Annotated in this window: 27 protein-coding genes, 5 tRNA genes and 3 pseudogenes; 16 read left to right on the top strand and 19 right to left on the bottom strand. The window is 23.4% G+C overall.

Annotated features, from left to right (window positions below; translation table 4 throughout):
- Positions 1-4: 4 nt before the first annotated feature.
- The 7 genes and pseudogenes from ACI2WJ_RS00665 to ACI2WJ_RS00635 all read right to left on the bottom strand — a co-directional run bounded on the left by ACI2WJ_RS00665 (position 5) and on the right by ACI2WJ_RS00635 (position 6,748).
- Positions 5-916, bottom strand: coding sequence for a hypothetical protein (locus ACI2WJ_RS00665; protein ID WP_400254521.1), 912 nt, complete (start codon positions 914-916; stop codon positions 5-7).
- On the bottom strand, positions 862-2,868 hold the full coding sequence (locus tag ACI2WJ_RS00660; protein WP_400254520.1) for a hypothetical protein: 2,007 nt from the start codon (positions 2,866-2,868) through the stop codon (positions 862-864). Before ACI2WJ_RS00660 ends, ACI2WJ_RS00665 begins: the two co-directional genes overlap by 55 nt.
- A 76-nt stretch (positions 2,869-2,944) precedes the next feature.
- Positions 2,945-3,735, bottom strand: a pseudogene (locus tag ACI2WJ_RS00655) (IS5 family transposase).
- 45 nt (positions 3,736-3,780) lie between these two features.
- Positions 3,781-5,001, bottom strand: a complete 1,221-nt coding sequence (locus ACI2WJ_RS00650; protein WP_400254519.1) for a hypothetical protein — start codon at positions 4,999-5,001, stop codon at positions 3,781-3,783.
- 3 nt (positions 5,002-5,004) lie between these two features.
- Complete coding sequence (locus ACI2WJ_RS00645) at positions 5,005-5,145, bottom strand: hypothetical protein (RefSeq protein WP_400254518.1); 141 nt, start codon at positions 5,143-5,145, stop codon at positions 5,005-5,007.
- Between the two features lie 11 nt (positions 5,146-5,156).
- Positions 5,157-6,359, bottom strand: a complete 1,203-nt coding sequence (locus ACI2WJ_RS00640) for a phage terminase large subunit (RefSeq protein ID WP_400254517.1) — start codon at positions 6,357-6,359, stop codon at positions 5,157-5,159.
- Complete coding sequence (locus tag ACI2WJ_RS00635) at positions 6,353-6,748, bottom strand: terminase small subunit (protein WP_174480004.1); 396 nt, start codon at positions 6,746-6,748, stop codon at positions 6,353-6,355. Before ACI2WJ_RS00635 ends, ACI2WJ_RS00640 begins: the two co-directional genes overlap by 7 nt.
- A 651-nt stretch (positions 6,749-7,399) precedes the next feature.
- Between ACI2WJ_RS00635 and ACI2WJ_RS00630 the strand changes: the two genes are divergently transcribed.
- Positions 7,400-8,533, top strand: a complete 1,134-nt coding sequence (locus tag ACI2WJ_RS00630; RefSeq protein WP_400255217.1) for an Mbov_0401 family ICE element transposase-like protein — start codon at positions 7,400-7,402, stop codon at positions 8,531-8,533.
- Between the two features lie 257 nt (positions 8,534-8,790).
- Here the strand turns inward: ACI2WJ_RS00630 and ACI2WJ_RS00625 are convergent.
- From ACI2WJ_RS00625 to ACI2WJ_RS00610, 4 genes are all read right to left on the bottom strand, one after another.
- Positions 8,791-8,875: transfer RNA gene (locus tag ACI2WJ_RS00625), tRNA-Leu, on the bottom strand.
- Positions 8,876-8,879: 4 nt separating this feature from the next.
- Positions 8,880-8,955, bottom strand: a tRNA-Lys gene (locus ACI2WJ_RS00620).
- A gap of 56 nt (positions 8,956-9,011) precedes the next feature.
- Positions 9,012-9,086 (bottom strand) — tRNA-Glu (locus tag ACI2WJ_RS00615).
- Between the two features lie 24 nt (positions 9,087-9,110).
- A tRNA-Asn gene (locus tag ACI2WJ_RS00610) sits at positions 9,111-9,185 on the bottom strand.
- Between the two features lie 245 nt (positions 9,186-9,430).
- On the opposite strand from ACI2WJ_RS00610, the gene ACI2WJ_RS00605 reads away from it, so the two are divergent.
- The 4 genes and pseudogenes from ACI2WJ_RS00605 to ACI2WJ_RS00590 all read left to right on the top strand — a co-directional run.
- Entirely contained in the window at positions 9,431-10,594 is a 1,164-nt protein-coding gene (locus tag ACI2WJ_RS00605; RefSeq protein ID WP_400254516.1) for a hypothetical protein, read from the top strand.
- A 58-nt stretch (positions 10,595-10,652) separates the two neighbouring features.
- Positions 10,653-11,813, top strand: a complete 1,161-nt coding sequence (locus ACI2WJ_RS00600) for a hypothetical protein (protein ID WP_400254515.1) — start codon at positions 10,653-10,655, stop codon at positions 11,811-11,813.
- Positions 11,814-12,278: 465 nt separating this feature from the next.
- A pseudogene (locus ACI2WJ_RS00595) lies at positions 12,279-13,400 on the top strand (IS3 family transposase).
- 29 nt (positions 13,401-13,429) lie between these two features.
- Positions 13,430-14,116 (top strand): annotated as a pseudogene (locus tag ACI2WJ_RS00590) (IS5 family transposase); the annotation flags it as partial.
- Between the two features lie 189 nt (positions 14,117-14,305).
- On the opposite strand, the gene ACI2WJ_RS00585 reads toward ACI2WJ_RS00590, so the two are convergent.
- Complete coding sequence (locus tag ACI2WJ_RS00585; protein ID WP_339039054.1) at positions 14,306-14,596, bottom strand: hypothetical protein; 291 nt, start codon at positions 14,594-14,596, stop codon at positions 14,306-14,308.
- 644 nt (positions 14,597-15,240) lie between these two features.
- Here ACI2WJ_RS00585 and ACI2WJ_RS00580 point away from each other — a divergent pair.
- Entirely contained in the window at positions 15,241-16,122 is an 882-nt protein-coding gene (locus tag ACI2WJ_RS00580) for a DegV family protein (RefSeq protein WP_338958025.1), read from the top strand.
- 50 nt (positions 16,123-16,172) lie between these two features.
- Here the strand turns inward: ACI2WJ_RS00580 and ACI2WJ_RS00575 are convergent.
- The 6 genes from ACI2WJ_RS00575 to ACI2WJ_RS00550 all read right to left on the bottom strand — a co-directional run bounded on the left by ACI2WJ_RS00575 (position 16,173) and on the right by ACI2WJ_RS00550 (position 18,361).
- A tRNA-Trp gene (locus ACI2WJ_RS00575) sits at positions 16,173-16,247 on the bottom strand.
- Positions 16,248-16,306: 59 nt separating this feature from the next.
- Positions 16,307-16,768: a Fur family transcriptional regulator gene (locus tag ACI2WJ_RS00570; protein ID WP_252319930.1), complete on the bottom strand. Its 462-nt coding sequence runs from the start codon at positions 16,766-16,768 to the stop codon at positions 16,307-16,309.
- Positions 16,769-16,793: 25 nt separating this feature from the next.
- Complete coding sequence (locus ACI2WJ_RS00565) at positions 16,794-17,048, bottom strand: acyl carrier protein (protein ID WP_174480328.1); 255 nt, start codon at positions 17,046-17,048, stop codon at positions 16,794-16,796.
- Between the two features lie 60 nt (positions 17,049-17,108).
- Positions 17,109-17,582: a hypothetical protein gene (locus ACI2WJ_RS00560; RefSeq protein ID WP_338958030.1), complete on the bottom strand. Its 474-nt coding sequence runs from the start codon at positions 17,580-17,582 to the stop codon at positions 17,109-17,111.
- A 1-nt stretch (position 17,583) separates the two neighbouring features.
- Positions 17,584-17,808 carry a hypothetical protein gene (locus ACI2WJ_RS00555; RefSeq protein WP_400254514.1) on the bottom strand — a complete coding sequence of 75 codons (225 nt, stop codon included), beginning with the start codon at positions 17,806-17,808 and terminating at the stop codon, positions 17,584-17,586.
- Positions 17,809-18,049: 241 nt separating this feature from the next.
- On the bottom strand, positions 18,050-18,361 hold the full coding sequence (locus ACI2WJ_RS00550; RefSeq protein ID WP_339038926.1) for a hypothetical protein: 312 nt from the start codon (positions 18,359-18,361) through the stop codon (positions 18,050-18,052).
- A 181-nt stretch (positions 18,362-18,542) separates the two neighbouring features.
- Between ACI2WJ_RS00550 and ACI2WJ_RS00545 the strand changes: the two genes are divergently transcribed.
- From ACI2WJ_RS00545 to ACI2WJ_RS00515, 7 genes are all read left to right on the top strand, one after another.
- Positions 18,543-18,773, top strand: a complete 231-nt coding sequence (locus ACI2WJ_RS00545; protein WP_400254513.1) for a hypothetical protein — start codon at positions 18,543-18,545, stop codon at positions 18,771-18,773.
- Between the two features lie 38 nt (positions 18,774-18,811).
- Positions 18,812-19,144 carry an IS3 family transposase gene (locus ACI2WJ_RS00540; protein WP_400254512.1) on the top strand — a complete coding sequence of 111 codons (333 nt, stop codon included), beginning with the start codon at positions 18,812-18,814 and terminating at the stop codon, positions 19,142-19,144.
- Positions 19,145-19,783: 639 nt separating this feature from the next.
- Entirely contained in the window at positions 19,784-20,812 is a 1,029-nt protein-coding gene (gene plsX / locus ACI2WJ_RS00535; RefSeq protein WP_174481261.1) for a phosphate acyltransferase PlsX, read from the top strand.
- A gap of 28 nt (positions 20,813-20,840) precedes the next feature.
- The gene (gene rnc / locus ACI2WJ_RS00530; RefSeq protein ID WP_174481262.1) at positions 20,841-21,560 is read left to right on the top strand and encodes a ribonuclease III; all 720 of its coding nucleotides are present in this window, start codon (positions 20,841-20,843) and stop codon (positions 21,558-21,560) included.
- A 2-nt stretch (positions 21,561-21,562) separates the two neighbouring features.
- Positions 21,563-22,336, top strand: a complete 774-nt coding sequence (locus tag ACI2WJ_RS00525; RefSeq protein WP_400254511.1) for a hypothetical protein — start codon at positions 21,563-21,565, stop codon at positions 22,334-22,336.
- On the top strand, positions 22,297-22,698 hold the full coding sequence (locus ACI2WJ_RS00520; RefSeq protein ID WP_400254510.1) for a hypothetical protein: 402 nt from the start codon (positions 22,297-22,299) through the stop codon (positions 22,696-22,698). The genes ACI2WJ_RS00525 and ACI2WJ_RS00520 overlap by 40 nt, the downstream gene beginning before the upstream one ends.
- 14 nt (positions 22,699-22,712) lie before the next feature.
- Positions 22,713-22,892, top strand: coding sequence for a hypothetical protein (locus ACI2WJ_RS00515; protein ID WP_400254509.1), 180 nt, complete (start codon positions 22,713-22,715; stop codon positions 22,890-22,892).
- On the opposite strand, the gene ACI2WJ_RS00510 is transcribed toward ACI2WJ_RS00515, so the two are convergent.
- A protein-coding gene (locus ACI2WJ_RS00510) for an IS5 family transposase (protein ID WP_400254448.1) occupies positions 22,878-23,667 on the bottom strand; the annotation gives its coding sequence in 2 pieces (ribosomal slippage) (positions 22,878-23,405 and positions 23,407-23,667; 789 coding nt in all). The two genes, ACI2WJ_RS00515 and ACI2WJ_RS00510, sit on opposite strands and share 15 nt — an antisense overlap.
- 83 nt (positions 23,668-23,750) lie before the next feature.
- On the opposite strand from ACI2WJ_RS00510, the gene ACI2WJ_RS00505 reads away from it, so the two are divergent.
- The 3 genes from ACI2WJ_RS00505 to ACI2WJ_RS00495 all read left to right on the top strand — a co-directional run.
- Positions 23,751-23,963 carry an FtsX-like permease family protein gene (locus tag ACI2WJ_RS00505; protein WP_400254508.1) on the top strand — a complete coding sequence of 71 codons (213 nt, stop codon included), beginning with the start codon at positions 23,751-23,753 and terminating at the stop codon, positions 23,961-23,963.
- 54 nt (positions 23,964-24,017) lie between these two features.
- A protein-coding gene (locus ACI2WJ_RS00500; protein WP_400254507.1) for an IS5 family transposase occupies positions 24,018-24,807 on the top strand; the annotation gives its coding sequence in 2 pieces (ribosomal slippage) (positions 24,018-24,278 and positions 24,280-24,807; 789 coding nt in all).
- Positions 24,808-25,016: 209 nt separating this feature from the next.
- Positions 25,017-25,220 (top strand): hypothetical protein (locus ACI2WJ_RS00495; protein ID WP_400254506.1); only part of this gene is annotated, 204 nt, incomplete at its 3' end.

The following is a 25,220-nucleotide window of genomic DNA, read 5'->3' as shown; positions in this document are numbered from 1 at the left end:
CTTTCTAAGTTGAACTTTTTGGATTAATTACCAATGATGTAGTTTGTAAGTTTCAATTGACATTTCTAAACGCACCACTTACAGCAGAACTTATTCCATCAAATGTACTTATAAATTGATATTCAATAACAATTAAATTATCTTCTTGACTTTCATATGCTTTTGTTTTAAAAGCCATTATTTTAAATCATGTTGAAGTTGGTAATGATATTCCCGAACTTGGAGTATCATTTGTTCATAATAAATCATTAATATATATATTATTTAATCTTTCTTTATTTTTTAAAGAAGCAATTTGTTTAATTTCACTATTTAAATTATTTATATTAAATATTCAATTATTATTACTATCATTATGATTTCCAGAATTATTGTTATAAGTATTATCATTATCTTGAAAAAGAGCAGTATTATTTTGGTCATCTGGTAAATTACCAATATCACTTAAATTTATTTTAATAGGTGTAAATCAACTTTTTGAGTTAGTATAAGTAGGTTGATTATAAGATGTTTTTCAAATAGAATTAAGATTAAGATTAAAATTAAATGTTATACTTTCATAATCTTCTTTAAATTTATCAATATTATCATAACCATATTGATTTATATAAATACCAATACTATTAAGAAATTTACCTTTAATATCTTCTAAAGTATGTGGTCTCATTTGATAAATATCAACAGTTGTAGATTTTAATGTACCATCAATATTATTATTAATTCCATATTGATTTTGATTACTTAAATCAATAAATATAGGATGTGCTCTTTCTATTAATGGTGGTGGTTGTATTGCTTGTGGATAATTAAATGGTTGGTCAAATTTAAAAGTATTATTTGCTAAAATAAATGTATTTTGAATTAATCTACTATTATTACTTGCTTTACCAACTGTTTGATAAGTACCACTTCTCAAATACTAAAATTATCATTAACAGCACCATTTCTATTATCTGGCATTGAATAAAATGTTATTTTAAAATTACTTTTACCTACTACTTTAATATCAATCATATCAATTGCTCATTTAACTATATTATTATTAGTAAAATTTGGAGCATTTAATATTGGAATTGAACTATCTTCTTTTGCTAATAATGAAATTGTATCTTTACCACCAGCACCATTTTGAACTAAATTTACAGTATCATAAATTCCTTGTGAAGAAATACTTCCATCATTAATATCAAAATTTTGTAAATTAATCATATCAGTTAAATTAAATGTAAATGATGTCATATGACTTGCTGTTCCAGCAACTGCTTGTATAGCATCTGGTGTATCATTTCTAAATACATCTAACGGAATTAATGCTGGATTAGTACTTTGTGAACTATATAATAATGTTGTATAAAAATTATATAATTCAGCAGATATTAAGCCATTTATATAAGGAAATTGAGGTATTAATAAATTACTTGATAATTTATTAGCACCAATATCTAAACCACCAACAAAAGCATTCATAAATGAGCCAAATATAGGTATTGTATTAAGATTAATTTTAATTGTTTCTCGTACTGTTAACGGTATTTCACTAATAGGATTATAAATAAAATAATGTAATGCATTAATAGTATTTAATTGCTTAAATTTATTATTATTCATATTATAATGAGTATTACCAATAAATTTTTTATTATTTTTATTATAATATTGAAAATATGGATTACCAGCAGTTGCATAATTATAATTTTCTATTTCAGCACCATTTAAAAAATTATTATCTCAATAATTAACTAATCTATTTGATACATCAACTTTATTAGTATTTTTAGTTTTTTCAACATTAGTTCTTAAATGACCTTCATAATGCTTAGTTGCACCATCATCATAATTTGGTGCAATTACTTTTTGTCAATCTGAATAACTATCCATAACACTCTGACCTTGAACAGTTAATACATAATTTGTTTCTGGTAATGCTTGAAAACTTACTGGGTCATAAGTTGAACATTGATATTGTCATGGAAATAATAATTTACTTGGATATTGTCTATATTTATGTTGTTTAGTATTAATAGAATTATTATCAATATCTCTACCTCATAATGCTATTGAAATAGGTTTTACTGAACCATAAAATGATATTTGACAATGAGTAACTGGTAATGGTGTTAAATAATTACCATCCAAAACAATATTATTATTTTCATCTAATGCTGGTAATGCTACTGGGTCGCCCGGGGCACCTAGTTGTACATATTGATTAATTGCTAATCCACTATGTGCTAATTTATCATTTAATGAACTAAAAGTACATTGAATATAAGCCAATTCTTTATTTTCATTATTATAAGTTTTACTAGCAACTTCAAGAATATATCATTGTCTATCAACTTTAATTGATTTATCAGTATTTATAACTTTATTAATTTCTGGAATCATATATAACTTATATAAATTTGAAACAATATTATTAATAAAATCAAAATTCTTTTTTTCATTTGGAATATTAATCACTACATTTTTAATTGCTTGTTCTTGAATAAAAGCATTATTTGCTGGTGTAGCACTATAAGTAATACCTAACTGGTCACTTAAAATATTTCCATAAAATACATCACCAATTTGTAATTGTTTATATGCTTCATCTGGATTATCTTTATTTTGAATAGGATAATAAGAATGGTCTCATACTGCTTGTATTGCTTCTCTACCAGTAAAGATTTTACTAAATGAAGTATAATCATTAGGAATACTAGTTGGTGGTTTATAACCTGTTTCTGTTGAATTTATAGCACCTAAAATAATGGTAAAAGGACATACACGAAATTGTAAATCTTTATTTTGTGTAAAATCTTTTTCAATTTCACCTGTACTTTTTCATACAGTTTTAATTAATTGATGATTTATTTTCGGTATCATTTTTAGTTTCTCCTAAAAAAGTATTATTAAATTCAATTTCTTCTTGTTGATATTTTCTATTTTCATTAGAACCTGTTTAAAATCTTTTCAATAAAATTGAAATAAAGGCAAGAACAACCATTTGTAAGCTAGTATTTAATTTTTTTTCACAATTTTTTCATAATCTTCTGCATTTTTCTAATCATGCAAAACTTCGTTCTACAACTCATCTTTTTGGTAATACTACAAAAGAATGTAATTCATTACGTTTTATAACTTCAACATTTGCATTTATAATTGTTTTAATTTTAGAAGCAAATTTTTCACCAGTATAACCAGCATCTACTAGTATTTTTTGAACTGCAGAAAGATTCTCTTTTTCATTTTCAATCATTATTATAGCACTGTTACGATCTGTTTTTTCTGCTGTGGTTATGTAAATTGCATGTGGTAAACCTTGAGAATCAACAGCAATATGACGCTTTATTCCTGAAATCTTTTTACCAGCATCATAACCTTTGTTTTTAGTAGTATCTGTATTTTTAACACTTTGTGAATCAATTATACAAAAACTAGTTTGTTCTTTTCTACCATTATTTATACGAAATGCCATGACTAATTTTTTTTAAAACTAATTGTAATACACTAGGTTCTTTACCATTATTTTTACTTCAAACTTGAAAATAAAAAGAAAACAATTTGTCATTTTGGAAAATCTTTTGGTAACATTCTTCATTGACAACCACTTTTTAATACATATAAAACTGCACAAAATACTTCATATAAATCTAAGCTTCTTGGTTTAGTTCTCTTTTTAGTATTTTCTAAAATTGATTTTATATTTTCAAATTGCTCTTTGCTAACATTACTAGGATAATTTTTACGCATATATACCTCTTATCTTAAAATATATAATCATTTTACCCTATTTCTCTAAAAGATTTTAAACAGGTTCTTAATAATTTGTTCTGCTTCTTCTTCACTAACACCATATCTTTTAACTATAATTCTTTTAATATTAGTAATTCCTAATCTTAATTCTGCTTCATCAATTTCAAGTGATTTTAATCTATCTGTAATAGTATTTTCTTTAATTTCAAATGTTCATTTTGATTTATCACCATCTAATCCCATTAATATAAAACATCTTTGAAATATTTCATTTCAATTACTTTGATTTAAAGTTCTTTTAATTCTTGTAGTTTCCATATCTCTTGAATTAGTAATTAATACTTCTGCTTCTGTTTTTTGACTAGTAGTATCATTTACTGGACTATATCCACTACCTTCAAATGCTTTATCAATAATAAATTGAATAAATTCTGCATATTTATCTAATATTGGACTACCTTGTAAAATAGCAATTGGTGGTGTTCCACTAGTACTTCCTAAACTTCTTAAATTTGCTTGTAAAATAAATTTACCTATTAATTTCTTTAAATCAAAAGCAGTTTTAGATTGATTTATTTCTTGTTCAGTAATATCTAAAAATACACGAGTAACATTATATTCAAGTTCATGTTCAATTGATTCAAATGTTTTATTTAATAATTTTTGTAATTTTTTAATTGGAGTCATATCTGGATAATAATCACCAATAACTCCACCAAAGAAATTCTTTTTAGGTAAATTTTGCATAAATTTAACTGGAATAATACCTAAATTATGATTTTCTATTAAAGGTAATTGTAAATCTTTACTTATTTTTTCTTGTAAACCATCTAATGTAACAGTGTCACTAGTAAAATATCTAATTATTTGATTTGGAGTATATGTTGTTTTAACGTAAATACTTTGGTCCTCATATTGTACTCTTGACCATGTTGATGCACTATATTCAGTTTCTAAAACTCTTGCAACTCTTGATTGAGCATAAGGTTGAGCAAAATTTAAAGATATTCTTCCAGTTTTACTTTTATCAATTTGAACAATACTATAACCATAACCAGATTTAATATGACAATCTTGATAAAATAATGAATCTAAATTATTTCATTCTTTTATTTTTTCAATTGCTCTTTTATATTCAGGATATTCACTTGTAAAATTATAACCATTACCTCATAATAATTTACTTGCATGATTTGCTATAATTTCTTGAAGATTTATCATACATCAATTAGGAGTTAATATTTCAGTATTATGATTATTCATATGTTACTTCCTTTCAAAATAAGGATTTATATCTGCACTTAAATTTCTAATATATGGTTCTATAGCATAATCAAATGCATCACGTAAATGGTCATTACCCGCTAATGGTATTTGTTTAATACTCTTAGGGTCTCATACAGCCAATCTAAATTCATCTAATAATGCGCTTGTGCATTCATACTAATATTTAAGCGTTCTGATGCCATTAAAGCCACGTTCTTACCTATTCTAAACTCAAGTCTTAATTTCACACAATCTTTAAAATATAATCATGAATTAACTTGATATTTAATTGCTGTATCATTAAGCATTTCTATAAATGTATAATTACTAAAATCACAATATACAGTTAAACCATATTCATATAACAAATTATTTTCTTTTGCTAATTTAATATAAAACTCAACTACTAATCTTGCTAATTGTTTATTATCATATCGAATTAATTTATTTTCTATTTTTAAACAATCAATAACATTAACAAATTTAAAATTATAATCAAAACCTATTAATAAACATGCTAATGCATCATCTTTAAACCCATAATCTAATCCAGCACTAAATCGATAACTTGGTTGTAATAATCTACTAATCTTATGAATAAGATGTGAATATATTCCACCAGATTCATAACCTACTAAACCATGACTTCTTACTCTTGCAAATATTGGGTCTAGAAGTTCTATTTCTAATAATTGTTGTTTATCACTATCTTTTAAATGAGTATTTAATTTTCAATTTTGATAATGATAAATAGTATTATCAATAATAGTAAATTGTTCATATTCATTAATAATTTGTTTTTCATTTTGTGGACAAGCATTTATAGTTTTTTTAATAAATTCATTTAAAATACTTCAAGGATTACAACTTTCAATTTCTAATAATTGATTTGCACCACGAATAGCATCTTTTAAATCTTGATAATCATTTTCAGTAATTTCATATCTTTCATCACTTCATATAATTACATAATCATATAAATAATTACTTGCTAATCCAGTTAATTTAACATTACTATTATCTTGTGAATGTAAATATTTACAAGTTATTTTACTACCATTAAATTCAATAGTTTTTTTAGTTTCACTAATAATAAAATTAATACTAGGATATGTTGCTCTAATAATTTGTTTTAATTCTTGTCAACTATCATTTAATTGTTTTGACATATTACGAATTAAATAAGCATGAATATTAATATTTTCTAACATTAATAAAATTCCAAGAAATTCAATATCACTAAATGTTTTACCAGATTTACGACTACCTAATTGTTTAATTTTAGTAATATTTAAAGGTTGTTTTAAATACATTCTTTTAGCAATATCTAATAAATAACCAAAATTACTTAACATTTATTCTTACCTTTATTTTCTAAACTAATTGCTATAGGGGCTGTATTATCACTACTTTTTATATCAATTTTTGTAGATAAATGATATTCTTTTACAAATGCTCTTTCTAAATATCATGCAGTATTATTTGCATTTGCTTTTAAATATCTTTGTGTATTAATATGGCGTATTTGTAAATATGCTCAATTAATTTGTTGTAAAAAAGTATTTCTCTTTTTTTGTTTTCAACTATAAAGAGTATTTTCTGTAATATCTAAATAAACTAACATACCAATTTTAGTAGGTACTTCTTCAGTTTGTTTACAATGATTAAAATATTCTTCTAATTTTTCTCTTAATGCTTTTGCATCATTAAAAATTGTTCTTATTTTTATTTTTTCTTCTTGCACATAAAAATCTCCTTTCATATGCTTTAAAAACGCAAAAATTTATGATATAATTAATATAATCTTTAAGTTACAACGGGCTAGTAATAACTTATTAACTTTATTAATTACTTCATATATTTTTTTATTTCTTTTTTTAATTTTAAATTTAAATTTAAACATTTTTTTAAATTTATTTCCTAAACTTTTTCAAAAATAAAATTCTGGATGTTGATTTTTATATATAATCATACAACCAATAAAAGTTCCTATAATATTAAGAGAAATAGTTAAGAATAATATTCCAAAAACTTTATTTTTTTTAGATTGATTTATTCCTATTAAAATAAAACAAAAACTTATTAAAAATAAAAAAACACTCCATACAGATATTAAAGATATAATTTGTCCATTCATATAATTATTTTTTTCCTTTTCTATTTATATTTTTCTTTATTGTACATTATTTTATTAAAAAAGAAAAGATAACTAATAAAAGTTATCTTTAAACGTTGCAATAGATTTGCTAGTTCTAGTTATTTCAATCGTTCTTTATAATTATACTCTAAAACCAAACATTTTTCAACAATAATTTAGTAAATTTGTTAGAATAGTTAGGATTAAAAAATAAATAGAAAGGTGTTAAAAAATGTTTAATTATAAAAATAATCTTGAATATGAAATGAATATGAAATTAATAAAATTATAACAAATCATGTTAATAAAATCCATGCTTTTGATGAATATTTTTTTCAAAATAGAGATAAAGATAGATATAAAGTGGCTAAAAAATGTAATCGTAGTATTATTTTTGAATTTGGTAAAATGATTTTTAATCAAAGAGTTTATTGAGATAAATTAAAGAAAAAATATTATTATCCAGTTTATGAAGAGTTTAATATTGAAAAAAGATCAAAAATTATTAGTTGATTAAAAGAAGAAATAATATCATATATTGGATGAAAGAAACATTATCAAGATATACAAGATATTTTAAAATTTACTTATGTTTCAAAAGTAACAATTAGTAAAATTCATAAAAATGCAAAAGTGCAAGAAAAATTACCAGAACAAAAATTTAAAGTAAAAAATAGTGAATTTATTTATATTAATGCTGATGATTGTTATGTTCCTGTTTGAAATAAAAATCATAAAAGAGAGATGCAAAAAATTAGAAGTATCTCATATAATACTGGTAAAAAACAAATAGGGAAAAATAGAAATAAGTTATCAAATAAAATTTATACTTTTATGGGTGATTATAAATATAGTCCTAAAGAAGATTATTTACAAGCAAATCCAACAGTTGATTTTACTTGAAATGGATTAAAAAAATATTATGAATTTGAAAATGCTAAATTAGTAGTTTCTGGAGATGGTGCTGGATGAATATATAATTTAGCAAAATATTTAGGGGCATATTATGTATTAGATAAATATCATGCTTTTTATTATTTATGAACTGCATATAAACCTGATAAAAGAAAAAATAAAGTTAATCCAGAAAATTTAAAAAACTTTTTAAAGGCTTGAAAATATTTTTGTAATGGTCAATATGATGAATTAATAGCATTTTTAATTGAAACTAAAGTAAATAAAGAAACTTTAAGAATTTTTGAAAATAATAAAGAAGGTATTATTAATCAACCTGCTGATTGAAATATTGGCTGTAGTGCTGAAAGTGATATTCAACATTTAGTTAAATCTCAAACTAAAGGTGCAAAAATATATGCTTATCCAACGTTAATTAATATGTTAATGGCTAGAGCCAATTATTTAAATAGTAGAAATTATATTAATAGTGCTTAAAATAATACAATTTAATATTTTTTATTTCTAATTTTAAGATTAGGATTTTTGTGTTATTTAAATGTAATTTTGTAATTATATTTTTTAACATTCTTAAAATTTGTGGTATAATTTAGTTAACAAATATTTAGATTTGCTAGTTTTATTGTTTGAAGTTAGAAAATCTATCCGTTATATTTATTCGTCCCCATAGAATAAAAATTTCAAAAAAGAAAAAAACCTTTAATGAAAAACATAAAGGTTAATAAAATAATGTATGGTGCGGAACAAGGGACTTGAACCCTCATGCCTTTCGGCGCCAGAGCCTAAATCTGGTGCGTCTGCCAGTTTCGCCAATTCCGCATTTTGGTGTCCCGTATAGGCTTCGAACCTACAACCCTCAGATTAAGAGTCTGATGCTCTGCCAATTGAGCTAACGAGACATCTAGGGGAATAAAAAACAAGTAATTATAATACTTGCAGTCTAAATATTAATTAATGGTGACTCGTACGGGGATCGAACCCGTAATGTAGGAATGAAAATCCTATGTGTTTACCAATTCACCAACGAGCCGTAGAAAACAAGAGTTTAGAATAATGGCGCCCAGTATAGGATTTGAACCTATGACACTTCGATTAACAGTCGAATGCTCTGCCGCTGAGCTAACCGGGCATTTACTAAACCTTAATTATTATATTGAAGAAAAGTATAATTTGCAATAACTAATAAAGTTTTTTTTATTTTTTTCTTGATTACGGCAATGTATATGCTTTATTAATCATTTTTTTAAATTAAATATAATAATAACTTAAGTATTATTTGTAATAATGAATACTATTAATGGTAAAAGTAATTAGAAAGAAGTAAACATAGAAATCATGTAGAATTACATTATTAATATAAAGGGGTTTTAATTTATGAAGTTATTATTAGCAACATTAAGTTTTTTAACATTTGGAACAACTGTAGGAACTTTTGGAAATGTATTAAGTACGAATCTAAGCAAAATAAATAATAGTATTAAAGAAACTTATAATATAATTCCTAATTCATTTAGTTTGAAAAGTGAATTAAGAAAAGAAAAAATGAATACTGATAATATTGATGTTGATATGTTAGATGGAATGACAAAGGCTATTATTCGTTATATGCCAGATACAACAGATTTACCTTTTTTAGTTAAAGAGGTTAATTTGCTTTGACTAAGTAATGATATTAGTCAAATAATAACTAAAAAAGCATTGCCTTATAGTAAAAGTTTTGAAAAAAACGGAATAGTTGATAAAGATTTAATTTTAGAAGCAATTAATATTATGAATGGTACTAAGTTTTCTAATAATGATTTATATGTACTAATTAATCAAGATAATAAAAATATTTCTTTAATAGCAAAAAGTAATAGTCACTTTCAAGGGAAAATAGATATTTTAAATAAGCCAGTAGAATTTTCGGATATTTTTTATGAACAAAATCTTGGAAAAATTTATTTTAATACTGATATGTATGAAAAAAGCACATTCTTACATCCAACAAGTCAATTTGGGAGATTTGCAACAGTTATGGAATATTTAGGAAATCGTAATAAATTAATAAAATTTTATGAAAATGAGATTACATCTGCTTTAACTAGTTCAGCATTAAAAATATATGAGTTAAGTTTTCCCAATTTTAATAATGAAGGAAAGATTGAATTTAGTTTTGCAATTGAAAATATTATGAATTATTCATCATTTAAAGCAAACTTTTTACCATTACCAACAGAAAATAATCGAGTTTTTATTAACTACCAAGGTAAACAACCAAAAAATGATGAAGAAATTGACATTAAGTTAGAAGGATTATATACAGAAAATAATAAAAATAAATTATTTTATGATGTTGTAGTAAAGACACTTGGTAAAAAAATTGCTGATAAGTATAAAGATATTTTATATAATGAATTTCTTATTGAGAGTTTTAATAAAAAATTAAAAACTGCAAAAATAACTCCTAAACCAGGATCAAAAATATTTGCTTTTTCAACAAAAGTATCAGAAAGTTATACAGAAATACCTTATTATAAGTTAAATATTTCATGATAGCATAATTAAATTAATATAAATCCCTAATTATTTAAATATAGATTCAGGAGATAAAGTTATGAGAAAAATAATTAGATTTTTTTTAAATTATATTTTGGTTAGTGCAACAACAATAAATGTTATTGCTTGTAGGTGAGGTTGTACTAATAATGATTATGATTTAGCTGATGAAAATGAGCAAGATATTTCTGGTAATTATATTGTTCCTGATATCAATAAGAGAATTAATAAAGTAGTAAGTGATCGCATAAATTTTATTGAAGGTGAAGATGCTGCTAGTTTAAAACAATGATATTTAAAAAATCCGCAAAATTGATTTAATAAAACTAGTAAAAAACTAAACTTTGTTACTAATTTAGAAGAAAAAATTCAATATCAGGCAAAAAAAGAATCGATTAATGAATTTAACTTGTTAGCAAATAATAAGAGTAATTTTACAGATTTTTCTGATTTACAAAATCAAATTAATATTACTAATCTTGGCAAAACTTATACAAATATTAATTGGGATACATTAATTAATTCATCTACAATAAATGCTAATGAAAAAGCAGAGATAAAAGATAAATTAGTTCGATTTTATAATATATTTGCACAAATTTATGGTAAAAAAAATGTTCTTAAACTTTTATATCGAGTGGCTAAAATTAATAAAAATGGCTTATTTGGTTTTGTTAAATCTGGTTATGTTTATAATTCACAATTTCAAAATTATTCATTAGTTCAAGTTATGGCAATAAATCCAAATTCTCTTAGTAAAAGAACTCAATATTGGCAATATGTTAGTGGTTATAAAGCTTCAAAAAGTATTATTAGAACAATTGTTCATGAATATGGTCATGCTTTAGGTTCTTTTATTCGTTTAAATTTTCAAGGAAAACAAAGAATAAATTCACTTGCAGATAATGATCCTAAAAAATGATGAAATAATCATTTTAATTCATCTTATTTATTAAAAGATAATCTAGAAAAAGGAGAAATAACTGATGAAACTAATTATATGATTTCATCATTAGCAAATGGTACAAAAATTAACGATCCAATTTATCAAAAACTTTTAGCATATGGTATTGTGAGAAGTGAATATGGCCGAGAATCACATCTTGATTTATTTGCCGAAGCCTTTGATCAGTGAATAGATACTGAAGAAAGTCAACGTAATATTGCATGAGAAAAATTAGATAATTTTTTTAGAATTGATTTGCCTAGAATATTATAAAAAATATGAATCTAAAATTTAAGTTCAAATTAATAAAAGAAAAAATAAAATATCTTATTAGAAACAATAAGAATTTATATAAAATAAATTTTATAATTTTCTTGAATTATTCTTAATTTCACTACTTAAAGTTTCATTATTTAAATTATATTTATTTATTTCTTTTGAATTAAAACTTTTAATTTCTTCTTTTCTTAATAAAAGTTGTGGTGAATTTTTAATTTGTTCTTCTGTAAATGACTCAATTTGTGTGGGTGTAAACTCTTTAATTTGTTCTTTTGTAAATGCTTGTATTTGTGTTTTTGTAAATGTTTGAATTTGTTTTTCATTAAAATAAGTAATTTGTGTGGGTGTAAACTCTTTAATTTGTTGTTCTATAAATGCAGATATGGATGGGTTACACTTTATTGGACACTAATTACGTAGACAAGTGAACAAATTAGTGAAAAGAAAGGAACTATAATTATGGCCAATATTAACTCATATTCAGATGAATTTAAAAAACAAATAGTAGCTTTATATCAAAGTGGCAAATCAGTATCTTGTCTTGCTAAAGAGTACAATGTTACAAGAGCAGCTACTTATAATTGAATTAAGCAATTTACTAATTCAGGTAGTTTTAAATCTAAAGATAACCGTTCTGTTGAAGAAAATGAATTAATTAAATTAAGAAAAGAATTAAAACAGTTACGAATGGAAAATGATATTTTAAAGCAAGCAGCACTAATAATAGGCAGAAAATAGAAATTATTGCTAAAAATAAAGTTAAATATAAAATGCGCACAATGTGTCGTTTTTTAAAACTTTCTAAATCAACATATTATTTAATTTAAAGAAAAAAGAAAAAAATCAAAATAATATTTATGATGAAGCTGTTATTAGTGCTTTTAAAGAAAATAAAGAAGTTTATGGTACTAGAAGATTAAAAGTCATACTAGCAAAACAAGAAATTTACTTATCACGCAGAAAAATTAAAGAAATTATGAATAAACATAATTTAATATCAAAATACACTAAATTATCATTCAAAAATCATCATGATAGAGTGAATGATAGTAAAATTACCAATCTTGTTAATAGAAACTTTAATAATAGAGTTAAAAATGAAGTTATTGTTAGTGATGATTTAACTTACGTTCAAGTTAATGGTAAATGAAACTATATTTGCTTATTAATTGATCTGTACAACCGCGAAATTATCGGACATAGTGTGTTGGAGTTAAAAAAGATGCACCATTAGTATATCAAGCATTTATGCAATCAAATCGCTGTTTAAAAGATATCCAAATATTTCATAGTGATCGCGGTAATGAATTTAATAATAAAACTATTGATAAACTTTTATTAGCATTCAACATAACTCGATCTTTAAACAAAAAAGGATGCCCTTATGACAATGCTGTTGCTGAAGCAACTTTTAAAAGTTTCAAAACAGAATTTATTAATGATAAAAATTTTACATCATTAATCCAATTAAAACTAGAATTATTTGATTACATCAATTGATACAACAACATAAGAATTCACAGCACTCTAAAATACTTAACTCCAGTTAAATACCAAGCACAAATGTCTACCAAAAAATAGTCCTAAAAAGTGTTACCATTCCAATTTATTTATATGAAGTATTTTGTGCAGTTTTATATGTATTAAAAAGTGGTTGTCAATGAAGAATGTTACCAAAAGATTTTCCAAAATGACAAATTGTATATTATTATTTTCAAGTTTGAAGTAAAAATAATGGTAAAGAACCTAGTGTATTACAATTAGTTTTAAAAAAAATTAGTCATGGCATTTCGTATCAATAATGGTAGAAAAGAACAAACTAGTTTTTGTATAATTGATTCACAAAGTGTTAAAAATACAGATACTACTAAAAACAAAGGTTATGATGCTGGTAAAAAGATTTCAGGAATAAAGCGTCATATTGCTGTTGATTCTCAAGGTTTACCACATGCAATTTACATAACCACAGCAGAAAAAACAGATCGTAACAGTGCTATAATAATGATTGAAAATGAAAAAGAGAATCTTTCTGCAGTTCAAAAAATACTAGTAGATGCTGGTTATACTGGTGAAAAATTTGCTTCTAAAATTAAAACAATTATAAATGCAAATGTTGAAGTTATAAAACGTAATGAATTACATTCTTTTGTAGTATTACCAAAAAGATGAGTTGTAGAACGAAGTTTTGCATGATTAGAAAAATGCAGAAGATTATGAAAAATTGTGAAAAAAAATTAAATACTAGCTTACAAATGGTTGTTCTTGCCTTTATTTCAATTTTATTGAAAAGATTTTAAACAGGTTCTAACAATTCTCCTAACTCAGAGTTCTAATAAGAATACTTGATAATGTTAATCTTCGAGGTGTAAAGTTAATAGTAAAATTTAAATTTTTTGGAATATTTCTTACGGGATTTTGATCGTAAATGTTAATACCAGCATGTACTGTTGCATTAATATTTGTAATGTTTTCAAATTCAATATTTTCTAAAAATCTTCTCTAGATAAAATTGGATGATTAATTTCTCTTAATCTTTGAATAATATGTTGTTTATCATTCGCTTCAATTTGACCAATATTAATTGTTGTCATTGCTTTTTGTAAACTTGGTGGAGTTTGTCTTTTAACTCTTTTTTTTGTAGAATTTGCTCTTTTATCTTTTTCTTCTAATTCATTTTCTGTTTCAGTTTCTATTTTAGTTAAAATACCACTTTCAGCAGGAATACCACTAGTTAATGCAGTTGATGCAATGATTGTTTTAATAATTTTCTTTTTCATAATATAACCCTCTCTTTAAATCTTTAAATTTTTCATAATGTAATCATTTTATATGATTTATGAAATAAAACAGATTTGATATAAAAATATCGGGGTTTTAGAAATTTAAAATATATTCTTTGATAATTAGAAAAAACACAACATATTGATTTACATCATTAATATTTTCATCAATATTTCAATATTGATTTGAGTTTTTAAGTGGTCATTCATTTATTTGGATTTTTTTATTTTTATTACTTAATGAGTTTTATTTTTTTGACTTATTTATATAAATTTTTCTTGATTTTTAAAAAAGTAATATGCTGATAGTTTTGATTTAATATATTTTGTTAGATATCTAATTGAAAAATATTTTTTCCGTCTTTAATAATTTTTAATTTTGAAAAAATATTTAACTTATTAATAAAATCCTTTCATGTCAAAATTAGTGTTAATTATATAACACAATTGTTTTTAGAATACATTCAGTTTTTTAAAATTAATGTTCTGATAAAAAATCTAAGAAACAAGAATCAACCACCCCAAAAACAACATATTAACTATTTTATATATCTTTCAACGATGAAAGTCCATTTTTAAGTAAAAAATATATGTTATAATTTAATAAATAAGTAAAAAATATTATAGTTAGGGTGAGAAAATTGAAAAAAAAAATTGGTATTGTTGCTGATTCCTCTTCAGGATTTTCAATTAAAGATTTAAAAGAAATGAATATTGGATTTTGTCCATTATTAATCACTTTTAGTGATGATACAACTATTACTGATGACCCTAACATTCTAGAGGATGAAGAATTCTATAATAGAATAGTTCATAAAAAACAATCTGCCAAAACTTCGCAAACACCACTTGGTCAAATGAGTATAATTTGAGAAGATGCTTTAACTAAATTTGAAAAGATTATTTTTATTCCTTTATCAAAGGGGTTATCGGGTCAATATAACACTGCTACTATGTTATCAAAAGAATCTAATTTTAAAGATAAAGTTTTTGTTTTTGATAGTAATGGTGTTTCAGTTATTAACTGACTATTAGTTAAAAAAGCATATCAAATGTCACTTAACGAAAAAAATAATGTTAATGATATTATAGAAGCACTAAAATTAATAAGAGATAACTATATAGCATTTATTTTACCTTATGATTTAAATTATTTAGTTCGTGGTGGTAGAATTTCAAAATCAGCAGCAGCCTTAGCTACTATGTTAAAAATAACTCCAATTTTATCTTTTGACGGAACCATTGATAAATTTGATAAAACAAGAACATGAGATAAAGCAATTAAAAATACTCTTAAAGAAATTAATAAAAGTAAAAAAATAGAAAGCATTACTCTCTTTTACATTATTCATGCTTTTGCTGAGGCAAAAGAAATAGAAAAAATTACAAAATTTGTTAAAGATTATGGCATTAAAAACGTCAAAACTATTAATTTAGCAAACGTAATTTGTGCTCATACAGGAATTGGAACCTTCAGTTTTGTTGCTTTTAATTTAGATAAAGATAAGTTACCAAAATTATAATAATAAAAAATTCACTTTTATGAGAAACATTTAAAAGTGAATTTTAATAATGGCAGGGGTGGCAGGACTCGAACCCACAACACTCGGATCTGAAGGCCGATGTTCTACCATTGAACTACACCCCTAAAATATTTAATTTAAATAGTACATGTTCAATTTTACGCGAAAGAAGTTTTAAGTTCAATTAAAATTTCATTTTTTTTATTTTTAATTCACATTTATCACAAATTCCATGAATTTCTAACTTATAATGTGAAAAATAAAAATTATTTTTAGTTGCTAATTTTTCAAGTTTTTCTTCTTGTAATGGTGAAATTTGTTGTTTATCTTCGAAAGAGGCATGAATAATTTTATTACAAAAATTACAAATAATATGAACGGTATTTTCTGATAGTTCATAAATTATTTGTTTTCCTTCAAAAACATTAGCATGAATAATATGTTCTGTCATTAATAAATCAATAGTATTATAAATACTCATAATATTAATATTATCATTACCTTCTTTTGTTAAAAAACTAATAATATCATTAATACTAACATGTTGCTTAAGCGTTAATACTTTAATAACTGCTTTACGAACATCAGTTAAACGATAGTCTTTATCTTTCAACTTTTGGATAATATTTTCAAAATTTTTATTCATACTAATCTCCTGATAAAATATAATATTACTTTTTTTTATTTTCAATTGCTACTAATCTTTCAATTTCATTTATTAAATCTTGAACTGTTTTTGTTTGTAAATCCAGTAATTTATTATCATTAATTTTTACATTATGTTTTTCTTCTATTTTAATAACAATCATTACTAATTTAAGAGAGTCAATTTTTACATCTTTAAATTTAGTTTTGGGTGTAATTTTTTCTTTAATTTCTGGATAATCTTTTTTAATAATTTGATGAATTTCACTTAAAATATCCATAAATTCACTCCTAATTTAAATCATTTTTATTAATAGTTATACTTAGTATAACATAGAGCATTAAATTTTATTTGTTATTTTAAAATATCATTCTAAATAATCTAGTTTTAAATTAGTATTATATTCAACTCATACAGCATTATTTAAAATATTAAAATGAAAAATAAAATTATTAATTTTTCATTGTGGAAATGTTTTAATAATTAACTTTAAAAATATGTATTGAAATAAATTTTGATTAAATTGTATTTTATATATAATCTGTGACTGATTTGCTAAGATAGTACTATTTTTATCTAAAATAATTGTAATACTTTCATTTAATTTTTTAATATCAATAGCTTCTACAACTATGTCTGGATTTAAATTTTCTTTTTTATCATCTACGGTCTCTAATTCTACATCATATTCTTTTACCATTTCATTTAAATTTTTATTAGTTGAAAAATTTTTGATAATAAAAAATAACATAATACTTAATGTAATAGTGATAGTAATAATTAAAATGCTAATTTGTAACCTACGTATAAACATTTTATACCTTTATTTGACTATGAATTAAATACTTATAATCAATAAAACTAAAGTTATCACTACTATAAAATTTTAATATTTCATTGTAAGTTAAACTAAAATTAGTGGTTGCCACTCAATTTTCACTATTATTTCTTATTAATTTTTTAATAAAAATAGAATGATATGGACCACCAATAATTGGTTCACTACTTTCTTCAATAAATTTTAAATGGGAGATTGTCAAAAATCCGGAATAAATTAAATCGTTGTAGTCTTATTATAAATTTAGACAAGAAATAATTTGGATTTTTATGAAATTGTAAATTTATCTTACTACTAATTTAAAAATATTACAATTAAAATACTCAATTTTATAAATTATAAAAACATTTTAATAATTTAATTAACATAAATATATAACAAAAATTCTTATTAACTTTTAATTTAATAAGTTTTTTTAATTTTTTATTTTAAAATAAGTAAAATTATGTTTTTAAATTTATTTGATTACATTTAAAAATAACCATTTTTATATAAATAAAAATACTATATGTTCTATTAACAATCATTTCTTTTAAAACATGTCAAATATTTGTTTCAGTAAAACAACCAATATTTCATTTTGCACCTTGATTAACAATACCTTTTTTATTATTTTTAAAATATTGTTTTTTTAACTTTTTATGATTATCTAATTCTTTATATAAATAATCAATTAATTGTTCATATTGACCATTATTAATGAAATCTTTACAATTATTATATTCACTTCAATATTTTCCTTTATTTCCCGCCATTATACCAAGATATAATGTTCTAATTAAATGGAATTTATCTAAAACAAACTCAGCACCAAGATAATCTGCTACATCTTTAATTCATCCAGCACTATCTCCAGAAGTTTATGGAACAAGAAGATTAAAAGTCAGTCTAGAAAATAAAGAAATTTATTTATCACGCAAAAAAATTAAAGAAATTATGAATCAGCATAATTTAATATCAAAATACACTAAATTATCATTTAAAAATCATCATAACAAAGTCAATGATAGCCAAATAAGCAATCTTGTGAATAGAAACTTTAATAATAGGCTTAAAAATGAAGTTATTGTTAGTGATTTAACTTATGTTCAAGTTAATGGTAAGTGAAACTATATTTGCTTATTAATCGACCTATTTAACCGCGAAATTATTGGACATAGTGTGTAGGTACTAAAAAAGATGCATCATTAGTATATCAAGCATTTATGCAATCAAATCGCTGTTTAAAAGATATTCAAATATTTCATAGTGATCGCGGTAATGAATTCAATAATAAAACTATTGATAAACTTTTATTAGCATTCAATATTACCCGTTCTTTAAGCAAAAAAGGTTGTCCTTATGATAATGCTGTTGCTGAAGCAATTTTCAAAACTTTCAAAACTGAATTTATTAATGATAAAAATTTTACATCATTAATCCAATTAAAATTAGAATTATTTGATTATATCAATTGATACAACAACATACGAATCCACAGCACTTTAAACTACCTAACTCCAGTTAAATATCATGAAAAAATGTCTACCAAAAAATAGTCCTAAAAAGGGTTGCCATTCCAGTATTTTAAAATCATATCCAAAAAATTACTGTTTATAAGTAAAGTTTTTAGTTGTGTTATTAATTTTTCCCAATACCTTCTTAGATATATAATAAGAAGTAACTAAATTCTAAAGTTTTTAAAATAAAATAAAATAAAAATTATTTTTAATTAACTTTATTTTTATTTTTATGAATAATAATCAAATTAATAGTGTTTATTTTATAAATAAAAATAAACACTATTAAATGTTTTAATATTTTTTTTAATTCTTTGATTATTTTTGATTTTAGTAAAATTATGATAAGATATTTTTATATTTATATTAGTTTTTTGCTTTTAAAGTTTTTTTTATTAATAAAATAAATAAAAGGGTTTTGGTCTTTAAAAAAAACTGGTGTAAATAAAAACAATTATTTAGAAAATCAATATCAAATAATTAGAGATAAATTGTTTTTTAACTTTTTACTAGCAAATAATGAAATATTCATATTTAAAAATAAATAAATAAATGCAGTATTAGTTGGATTGTTAATCTTAAGGAATTAAAAAAATTAACGTATAATTAAACTATCAATAATTATAATATAATATTATTTAAGGTTTCTTAAATTATTTTTTGTTTTTAGGAGGAACTATGAAAATTGCTTTTGATGTAATGGGTTCAGACCATGGTAGTTTGCCCGCTATTGCTGCAGCGTTAGAAGTTATTAAAGAATTCAAAAACGTTGAAATTTGTTTAGTTGGTGATGAAAAACAAATTAATGGAAACTTGCAGATTTTATTAAAAAATAAGCCATTATCATCAAGAATAACAATACTAGCAACAACCCAAGTAATAACTATGAATGATGGTCCACTCGCTGGTATTAGAATGACTGATTCTTCTATGAATCAAGCTATTCAGTTAGTTAAAAATAAAAAAGCAGATGGGATTCTAACTTCGGGTTCAACTGCTGCCTATCTTGGTGCTTGTCATTTTTTATTAGGCGAAATCAAAGGCATTAAACGTCCGGCATTCATGCCAATTATGCCTACTTTAATAAAAGATCGACAAGTAGTATTATTGGATGTTGGAGCAAATATTGAAAACACTGTTGATGAATTAATTAATTTTGCATTAATGGGTCATATTTATTGTCAAACTATTCAAAATATTTCACGTCCTAAAATTGGTTTACTAAATATTGGTATTGAAGAAAGCAAAGGTCCAGAAGTAACTAAAGCAACATATGCTAAACTAAAACAATTAACACAAAAAAATGAAAAGTTAAGTTTTTTAAATTTTCACGGTAATATTGAACCACGAAATGTTTTAAGTGGTGATGTTGATATTATTATTTGTGATGGTTATTCAGGTAATATTGTTTTAAAATCAGTTGAAGGCATGGCATCATTATTATTTACATTAATTAAAAATGGTTATAAAAAAAATTTATGAACTAAATTTTTAGGTTTAATGTCAATTGGTATTTTTAAAAATATTAAAAAGACTTTTGATTATAAGAATACAGGTGGTGCTCAATTAATAGGTATTAATGGCATTGCTTTTAAAGCACATGGATCTAGTGATAAAAAATCTTATTATAGTACTTTAAAACTTTTAATTCGTGCTATTGAGCAAGATGTTACTAATAAAATAGCTAAACAAATTCAAGAATTATAATTTATAAATAAGTATTAAGGAGAAAAATATGATTAATATTGAACATATTTTAAAATCGAGTATTTTAGAAAAAATTAAATCTAATCGTAATTATCGTGAAGCGTTTACTCATCGTTCTTTTTCAAACGAACATAATTTAGATTATTCATATGAGCGATTAGAATTTTTGGGTGATTCGATTTTAGGGGAAAATATTTCAACTTACATTTGACACTTATTTCCAAATAAAGATGAGGGACAATTAACAAGTTTACGTAGTAAAGCAGTTAGACAAGAAACATTGGCAGCAGTGGCAATTGCTTTAGGATTACAAGATTATTTATTTTTGGGAAATGGTGAAAAAAATACAGGTGGGCAACAACGAGAAAGCATTTTATCAGATGTTTTTGAATCATTTCTTGCTGCAGTATATCTTGATTTAGGAAATAGTGCAGTGAAAAAAATCTTAGACTTAACCTTATTTGAATTGATTAAAACTAATCAGTTAGAAACAATTATTGATTATAAAACTAAATTACAAGAATTAGTACAGGCAGAAAAAAGAGATCCTATTAATTATAAAACTATGGAACAAATTAAAAAAGATAATATTACTTATTTTATTGTTCATGTGTATTTAGATAATAAAATACTAATGGGGAAAGGAGTAGGAACAAATAAAAAGAAAGCTGAGCAAGAAGCAGCAAAGTCAGCTTTAGCAAAACTGTCAAAATCTAATTTATTAATAAGTGATCATAAGAAGGGATAAACATGTTTAAATTATTACGTAATTATATTCGTGAACAAAAAAACAATTTATTACAAATGTTTGGTTTAGGTTTTTTAGTAATGATTATGATTATTGCCTTTTTATCATTAAATTTTTCTAATAATTATTTATTTGAACAATATGTTAACGATATTGCTCATAATGAATTTGATCAATATACATTTTTTTCACCAGTAGAATATGTTAATTTTGATGGAAAATATAATGAAAAAGATAAAGCTGGTTCTTATTTAAATAATATTAATTATTATCAAAAAGATAATACTATTGATAAAGAAAAGATGGCAAAAGCTACTTTTCAGTTAACAATACCAGATGCTACTAGACCTGATATATATCGTTTTACTTTTCATGGTGGGGACGCTAGTAGTAAAGAATATTTTGCTATTGGTGATAGTCTTTTTAATGATACTAGCCATAATTATATTGATTTTAAAATTAATATTCCTATTAATTATCCATCTTATGATATTCATAAAGCAACGATAGAACAATATGCTAATATGCTAAATCAATATCTATATGATCCATTACATCCAGAAAAAAATCCAGAAAATGCAACAAATTTTATGATTACTTGTGAAGCTGCTTTACAGTTTTATAATGATAATTTTAAGGGACAATTGTCATATGCTAATCGAAACTATAGTGAAATAGATATTAAAAATGAAGCTAAGTTATATGAAATAATGTCAATGGGAATGTTATATAAAGATTGGAATGACAACATGCTGTTATGGTCCGTGATTTATTAATTACTAGTAAAAATTTTGCTTTTATTGAAACAGGACCCGAATATATTGTTAATAAAGCAATTATTGTCAAAGATGGTGGCCCAAGTTTAACAGAAAAACCATTACAAGATAATGAAATTTTAATTTACAAACATTTTGCTGAACTAAATAATTTACATATTGGTCAAAATTATGTAATTGCTGGACAAACGTTTATTATTCGTGGTTATGCTACAAGCTCATTAGTAGCATTTGTTGGTCGTTATTTTGGTAATTCACTTGATTTAAAAATAAATACTGTCGCTTTTACTAATGGTAATACGATGCGCAAAGTTGAATCCGATTTAAAGGCATTTAGCAGTAATATTGATGATTTTTTTTAGGTATTAATCCTGATTTGGCTAAAAATATTGATTCACAAATAAACAATGAATGAATTTATAATTATCTTCATGCAACTTATAAAACACCTACTGATATAGCAAGTACAAAATATTATAATAATGGTATTGATTATAATAAAATAGTTTCACCTTTAAATATCAATAATCTTAGAACCTGTTTAGAATCTTTTTAATAAAACTGAAATAAATGAAAGAACAACCATTTGTAAACTAGTATTTAGTTTTCTTTCACAATTTTTTCATAATCTTCTGTATTTTTCTAATCAAGCAAAGCTTCGTTCTACAATTCATCTTTTTGGTAATACTACAAAAGTATGTAATTCATTGCGTTTTATCACTTCAACATTTGCATTTATGATTGTTTTGATTTCAGAAGCAAATTTTTCACCAGTATAACCAGCATCTACTATTATTTTTTGAACTGCAGAAAGATTTTCTTTTTCATTTTCAATCATTATTATAGCGCTATTACGATCTGTTTTTTCTGCCGTGGTTATGTAAATTGCATGTGGTAAACCTTGAGAATCAACAACAATATGACGTTTTATGCCTGAAATCTTTTTACCAGCATCATAACCTTTATTTTCAGTAGTATCTGTATTTTTAACACTTTGCGAATCAATTATACAAAAACTAGTTTGTTCTTTGCGATTATTGTTGATACGAACTTTTTTAACTAATTTTTTTTAAAATTAATTGCAATACACTAGGTTCTTTACCATTATTTTTACTTCAAATTTGAAAATAATAATATACAGTTTGTCATTTTGGAAAATTTTTTGGTAACATTCTTCATTGACAACCACTTTTTAATACATATAAAATTGCACAAAATATTTCATATAAATCTAAACTTCTTGGTTTTGTTTTCTTTTTACTATTTTCTAAAATTGATTTTATGTTTTCAAATTGTTCTTTGGTGACATGACTTGGATAATTTTTATGCATATATACCTCTTATTTTAAAATATATAATCATTTTACATTATTTTCGAAAAGATTCTAAACAGGTTCTTAGATTTTATACTAGTATGCAAGAATGATCTTTTAGTTCCATTAATAATAGAATTAATGTTATTGAAGAGATTTCTAGTTTATTTTTAATTTTGATTTTTATTGTGACTACTATTATTATTTTTATTATTACTTTTAAAATGATTGATCGTAATAAAAAATTAATTGGAATTTTAAAAGCAACAGGATATAAAAGTTGACAGTTAAGTATATCATTAGAACCTGTTTAGAATCTTTTCGAAAATAATGTAAAATGATTATATATTTTAAAATAAGAGGTATATATGCATAAAAATTATCCAAGTCATGTCACCAAAGAACAATTTGAAAACATAAAATCAATTTTAGAAAATAGTAAAAAGAAAACAAAACTAAGAAGTTTAGATTTATATGAAATATTTTGTGAAATTTTATATGTATTAAAAAGTGGTTGTCAATGAAGAATGTTACCAAAAAATTTTCCAAAATGACAAACTGTATATTATTATTTTCAAATTTGAAGTAAAAATAATGGTAAAGAACCTAGTGTATTGCAATTAATTTTAAAAAAAATTAGTTAAAAAAGTTCGTATCAACAATAATCGCAAAGAACAAACTAGTTTTTGTATAATTGATTCGCAAAGTGTTAAAAATACAGATACTACTGAAAATAAAGGTTATGATGCTGGTAAAAAGATTTTAGGCATAAAACGTCATATTGTTGTTGATTCTCAAGGTTTACCACATGCAATTTACATAACCACGGCAGAAAAAACAGATCGTAATAGCGCTATAATAATGATTGAAAATGAAAAAGAAAATCTTTCTGCAGTTCAAAAAATAATAGTAGATGCTGGTTATACTGGTGAAAAATTTGCTTCTGAAATCAAAACAATCATAAATGCAAATGTTGAAGTGATAAAACGCAATGAATTACATACTTTTGTAGTATTACCAAAAAGATGAATTGTAGAACGAAGCTTTGCTTGATTAGAAAAATACAGAAGATTATGAAAAAATTGTGAAAGAAAACTAAATACTAGTTTACAAATGGTTGTTCTTTCATTTATTTCAGTTTTATTAAAAAGATTCTAAACAGGTTCTTAGTAATTTCAATTATTGCTCCTTTAATTATTTTTGCTATTATTGGTGTTTTAATTTCGATTCCAGTTGCGCATTATTTAATTTATATTACTAATATTAGTACTGTTGCCTTAATTAGTTTTGGTTGGTACTTTAATATTGTTACCGCTATTTTATTACTTGTTATTCCAATCATTAGTTTAACTTTCATTAGTTTTTTAATGGTATTATTCTTATTAAGAAGTAAACCCTTAGATTTAATTACTAATAATATTTCAAAACAAAAATATAAAATAAATATTAGTTCAACTTTTACTTTTATTGCAAGATATGTGATTGGTAGATTTAGTTATCGTAATAAGTTGGCCGTTACTACTTCACTACGTAGTTTTGGTAAAACATTAATTATGTGTTTTACTATTATT

It is taken from the genome of Spiroplasma endosymbiont of Cleonymus obscurus, from assembly GCF_964273375.1.
Lineage (GTDB): Bacteria > Bacillota_I > Bacilli_A > Mycoplasmatales > VBWQ01 > Spiroplasma_E.
The sequence above is the reverse complement of the archived record's forward strand: the minus strand, read 5'-3'. Positions and strand labels throughout refer to the sequence as shown.